This is a genomic window from Bacillus sp. P4_D3 (assembly GCF_056401855.1).
In genome coordinates this window covers 1-4,953 of record NZ_JBFUIN010000234.1, presented here as the reverse complement: position 1 = coordinate 4,953, position 4,953 = coordinate 1, and the positions used below count along the sequence as shown (strand labels likewise).

General features: G+C 36.8%; 6 protein-coding genes. All 6 read left to right on the top strand.

The window, feature by feature from the left end; translation table 11 throughout:
* A partial coding sequence (gene nrdD / locus AC1DTM_RS18065; RefSeq protein ID WP_477000599.1) for an anaerobic ribonucleoside-triphosphate reductase occupies positions 1 to 784 on the top strand: 784 nt, incomplete at its 5' end.
* Positions 781 to 1,233 carry an anaerobic ribonucleoside-triphosphate reductase activating protein gene (gene nrdG / locus AC1DTM_RS18060; protein ID WP_002160931.1) on the top strand — a complete coding sequence of 151 codons (453 nt, stop codon included), beginning with the start codon at positions 781 to 783 and terminating at the stop codon, positions 1,231 to 1,233. The genes nrdD and nrdG, both read left to right, overlap by 4 nt.
* A gap of 18 nt (positions 1,234 to 1,251) precedes the next feature.
* Entirely contained in the window at positions 1,252 to 1,929 is a 678-nt protein-coding gene (locus AC1DTM_RS18055) for a response regulator transcription factor (RefSeq protein ID WP_002111124.1), read from the top strand.
* Between the two features lie 203 nt (positions 1,930 to 2,132).
* On the top strand, positions 2,133 to 3,371 hold the full coding sequence (locus tag AC1DTM_RS18050) for a S1C family serine protease (protein WP_477000598.1): 1,239 nt from the start codon (positions 2,133 to 2,135) through the stop codon (positions 3,369 to 3,371).
* Positions 3,372 to 3,506: 135 nt separating this feature from the next.
* Positions 3,507 to 3,920, top strand: coding sequence for a CoA-binding protein (locus AC1DTM_RS18045; protein ID WP_002137699.1), 414 nt, complete (start codon positions 3,507 to 3,509; stop codon positions 3,918 to 3,920).
* A 377-nt stretch (positions 3,921 to 4,297) separates the two neighbouring features.
* A partial coding sequence (locus AC1DTM_RS18040) for an ATP-binding protein (RefSeq protein WP_477000597.1) occupies positions 4,298 to 4,953 on the top strand: 656 nt, incomplete at its 3' end.

Sequence of the window (4,953 nt, the reverse complement as noted above, 5' to 3'; positions counted from 1 at the left end):
ATTGTTAGAGAGATTTGCTTATCAATGTACAAAGAGAGCGAGAGATTTTCAGTTCTTATATTCACAAGGTGTATGGCGTGGTGGAGAAACGTTGCAACCTGAAGATGCTGTGGCACCGATTTTAAAACAAGGGACGTTAAGTCTTGGTTTTATCGGTCTTGCAGAATGTTTAGTAGCGTTAACTGGAAAGCACCATGGAGAAAATGAAGAATCATGGAAGCTTGGATATGAAATTATTTCCTTTATGAGGAAGAGAATGGATAAGGTGACGGAAGAACATCAACTCAATTTCTCTGTAATTGCAACGCCAGCAGAAGGGTTATCAGGAAAGTTTGTGAAGAAAGATAGAGAAGAATTTGGTGTAATTAGCGGTGTGACAAATCATAATTATTATACAAATTCGTTCCATGTACCGGTGTATTACAATATTCAAGCTATAGATAAAATTCGATTAGAAGGACCGTTTCACGCTCTTTGTAATGGCGGACATATTACGTACATTGAACTAGATGGTGCAGCTGTGCATAATCAAAAGGCGTTAAAGCAAATTGTACAAGCGATGGCGCAGTACGGAGTAGGATACGGCTCAATTAACCATCCTGTCGATCGTTGTAAGTGTTGTAGTTATCATGGCATTATCGGGAATGAATGTCCGAGCTGCGGAAATGAAGATGAGAATGAAATAGAAAGAATTCGCCKCATAACAGGATATCTTGTAGGAGATATGTCAAAGTGGAATAGCGCGAAACGTAGTGAAGAGATGGATCGGGTGAAGCATAAATGAAAGTTATGAATATCATTCATGATAGTGTAGTAGATGGAGAAGGGTTGCGGACAGTCGTGTTTTTTGCGGGCTGTCCGCATCGTTGTATCGGTTGCCATAATCCGAAATCATGGAATGTTTGCAATGGAACTGAAATGACGGTAGAAGAAATTGTGAAAGAGATTGAAAAAAATTCATTAACCGATGTAACATTTTCAGGTGGAGATCCATTTTTTCAAGCTGCTGAAGTGAAAAAAGTAGCAAAAGTAGTGAAGGATTTGAAAAAAAATCTATGGATTTATACAGGTTACACGTTAGAAGAGATACAGAGTGCTCAAAATAATGATATGATAGAATTGTTACATTATGGGGATGTTTTGGTCGATGGAAGATTTGAACTTGATAAAAAAGATTTAACACTTCCATTTCGCGGAAGCTCCAATCAACGTATTATTCGATTGAATGAGTAAAAAGGCGGGATAGGTTATATGAATAAAACAGTATTACTTGTTGAAGATGAAAGAAGATTACGTGAAATTGTTAGTGATTATTTTCGTAATGAAGGCTTTGAAGTAATCGAAGCGGAAGATGGAAAAAAAGCGCTAGAATTATTTGCTGAACATACAATTGATTTAATTATGTTAGATATTATGTTACCAGAAATAGATGGTTGGTCTGTTTGTAGACGAATTAGAAAAGAGTCAGCGGTACCAATTATTATGCTGACAGCACGTTCTGATGAGGATGATACATTACTAGGCTTTGAACTAGGTGCAGATGAGTATGTAACAAAACCTTTTAGTCCGAAAGTGTTAGTAGCTCGTGCAAAGACGTTATTGAAACGTGCGGATGGAGCGATAGGAGTATCAGAAGAAAATACTATGTCATTAGCTGGAATAGAAGTGAATCGACTATCTAGAACAGTTTTAGTAGATGGAGAAGAAATTATATTGACACATAAGGAGTTTGAGCTTCTCGTTTATTTAATGGAGAACAAAGGAATTGTGTTGTCACGCCAACATTTATTAGATCAGTTATGGGGATATGATTACTACGGTGATGACCGAACGGTTGATACACATATTAAAAAACTGCGAAATAAGCTAGGAGATAAGGCGAAGCATATCGGCACTGTTATTCGAGTAGGTTACAAATTTGAAGAATAACCTTTAAGTTACTATGCATCCCGGCTTTGGGATATAGCAAATTTACACTCTCCTTTGTAGGTGAAATGTACAAAAAATACTTTTCTTGTCTACAATGATAGATAGGAGTATTTTTTTAATTGGATTTCACGATGAGTTCACAAGAAGGACACAAACTGTGACTATACTGAAAGTACGAATTCACCAGAGAGGGGAAATAAAACATGGGATATTACGACGGACCGAATTTAAATGAAGAGCATAGTGAAACGAGAGAAATGAAAAAATCAGGTAGTAAAAAAGGATATTTTTTCACAGGTTTAGTTGGAGCTGTAGTCGGGGCGGTTTCGATTAGTTTTGCAGCACCTTACATGCCKTGGATGCAAAATAATGCAGCAGTTTCGTCATTCAATTCTAATCAACAAGTAGAAGGTACTGTAGCTCCTGTTGTTAATAAAGTGAAGGGCGAAACTGATTTGCCAGGCATGATTGAAGGCGCAAAGGATGTTGTAGTTGRTGTAATTAATATGCAGAAGACTATTGATCCGTTTGCGATGCAACCGGCAGAACAAGAGCAAACAGCTGGTACAGGATCAGGTGTTATTTATAAAAAATCAGGAAATAAAGCATATATTGTAACAAATAACCACGTAGTAGACGGTGCAAATAAACTTGCTGTTAAACTGAGCGACGGAAAGCAAGTTGATGCAAAATTAGTTGGTAAGGACCCTTGGTTAGACTTAGCAGTTGTAGAGATTGATGGATCTACTGTTAATAAAGTTGCAACGTTAGGTGATTCCAGTAAACTTCGTGCTGGTGAAAAAGCAATTGCAATTGGTAACCCACTTGGATTTGACGGCAGTGTAACGGAAGGTATTATCAGTAGTAAAGAACGTGAAATTCCAGTAGATATTGATGGAGACAAACGTCCAGACTGGCAAGCACAAGTTATTCAAACAGATGCAGCGATTAACCCTGGTAATAGTGGCGGTGCATTATTTAACCAAAACGGTGAATTAATTGGAATTAACTCAAGTAAAATTGCACAGCAAGAAGTTGAGGGGATTGGTTTTGCAATTCCAGTTAATGTTGCAAAACCAGTTATTGAATCGCTTGAAAAAGACGGAGTAGTGAAACGACCAGCTCTTGGTGTAGGTGTTGTTTCATTAGAAGATGTGCAAGCTTATGCAGTAAATCAATTAAAAGTACCAAAAGAAGTAACAAATGGTGTTGTGTTAGCTAAAATTTATCCTGTGTCACCGGCAGAAAAAGCTGGCTTAGAGCAATATGATCTTGTAGTAGCATTAGATGATCAAAAAGTAGAAAATTCACTTCAGTTCCGTAAATACTTATATGAAAAGAAAAAAGTAGGCGAGAAAGTGGAAGTTACATTCTATCGCAACGGTCAAAAAATGACGAAAACAGCTACATTAGCAGATAATTCAGCTACAAAGAATCAGTAAATATAAACTTTAATCAGTGGAGAGTTCTCTTTCTTCTGCTTATTAGCGTACATCAATCGGAATAAAAGAAAGTCTCTTTCATGTTGAAAGAGACTTTCTTTATCGGATATAATAAAGGTATAGGAGGGATTAATTATGACAATTGAAAACCCAACTCGTACGGAAATTGGTGAAGTATTGAAGAAAAGTAAAACGATTGCAGTTGTTGGATTATCAGATAAGCCAGAACGCACATCATATATGGTTTCAAAAGCAATGCAAGATGCTGGGTATCGCATTATTCCAGTAAATCCAACAGTAGATGAAGTACTCGGAGAAAAGGCGGTTTCTTCACTGACGGATATTAAAGAACATGTGGATATCGTAAATGTATTTCGTCGCTCAGAATTTTTAAAGGATGTTGCGAAAGAGTTTGTAGAGATTGATGCAGATGTTTTCTGGGCACAACTAGGAGTACAAGATGAAGATACATATAAACTTTTACAAGAAAAAGGCTATACAGTAATAATGGATCGTTGTATTAAAGTAGAGCATGTAATGACAAAATAGTATAGACTTTAAAGATAGAAAGATTGATTCAGCCCTCGCTTTTTACATAAGTAGGGCGGATGAACGAGGTGTTCATCATGAGATTTTTTAAAGGCTGTTTTTGGGGATTGTTACTTGTTATCCCGTTTTGGATATTGATCATTTGGATCATGATAAAGGTCTGGAATGTATAATGTTGGAATACATATCCATTTCTCGTTGACAAACGATTATTTTTCTGAAATAGTAGCCTAGAGGAATCCTTGTGAAAAAAACAAGGATTTTTCTATTGAAAATAGTATATAAAAGAGATAAGATAACTYGCCAAAACTATAGTCGAGGCGTTATTCTATAATAGAAACATATGTTCTTATTTGATTAGGAAAGGGGCAAGGAGTTTGGTTAAGCATCAGTTCCAATATAATGAAGATGCAATTCAAGTGTTAGAAGGACTTGAAGCCGTTCGAAAACGCCCGGGTATGTATATCGGGAGTACGGATAGCCGTGGATTGCATCATTTAGTATATGAAATAGTAGATAACTCCGTTGATGAAGCATTAGCGGGATTTGGCGACGAAATTTCTGTCGTAATACATAAAGATAATAGTATTAGCGTAATTGATAAAGGGCGAGGAATGCCTACGGGAATGCATAAGCTTGGAAAACCGACACCTGAAGTTATTTTAACTGTACTTCATGCTGGTGGTAAGTTTGGCCAAGGAGGCTATAAAACGAGTGGTGGTTTACACGGTGTTGGGGCATCAGTTGTAAACGCCTTGTCAGAATGGCTAGTAGTAACGATTAAGCGTGATGGTAGCATTTATGAACAACGCTTTGAAAATGGTGGTACTCCTGCAACGACGTTAGAGAAAATCGGGAAAACGAAAGAGTCTGGTACAACGATGCACTTCAAACCAGATACAACTATTTTCAGCACAACAAATTATAATTATGAAACATTATGTGAGAGATTACGTGAATCTGCATTCTTATTAAAAGGAATGAAAATCTCGATAAAAGATGAACGTAATGATTTAGAAGATGTGTTTCATTA

Coding starts and splice junctions, on each gene's coding strand:
- nrdG (WP_002160931.1), top strand. CDS start 781: ATGAAAGTTATGAATATCATTCATGATAGTGTAGTAGATGGAGAAGGG.
- AC1DTM_RS18055 (WP_002111124.1), top strand. CDS start 1,252: ATGAATAAAACAGTATTACTTGTTGAAGATGAAAGAAGATTACGTGAA.
- AC1DTM_RS18045 (WP_002137699.1), top strand. CDS start 3,507: ATGACAATTGAAAACCCAACTCGTACGGAAATTGGTGAAGTATTGAAG.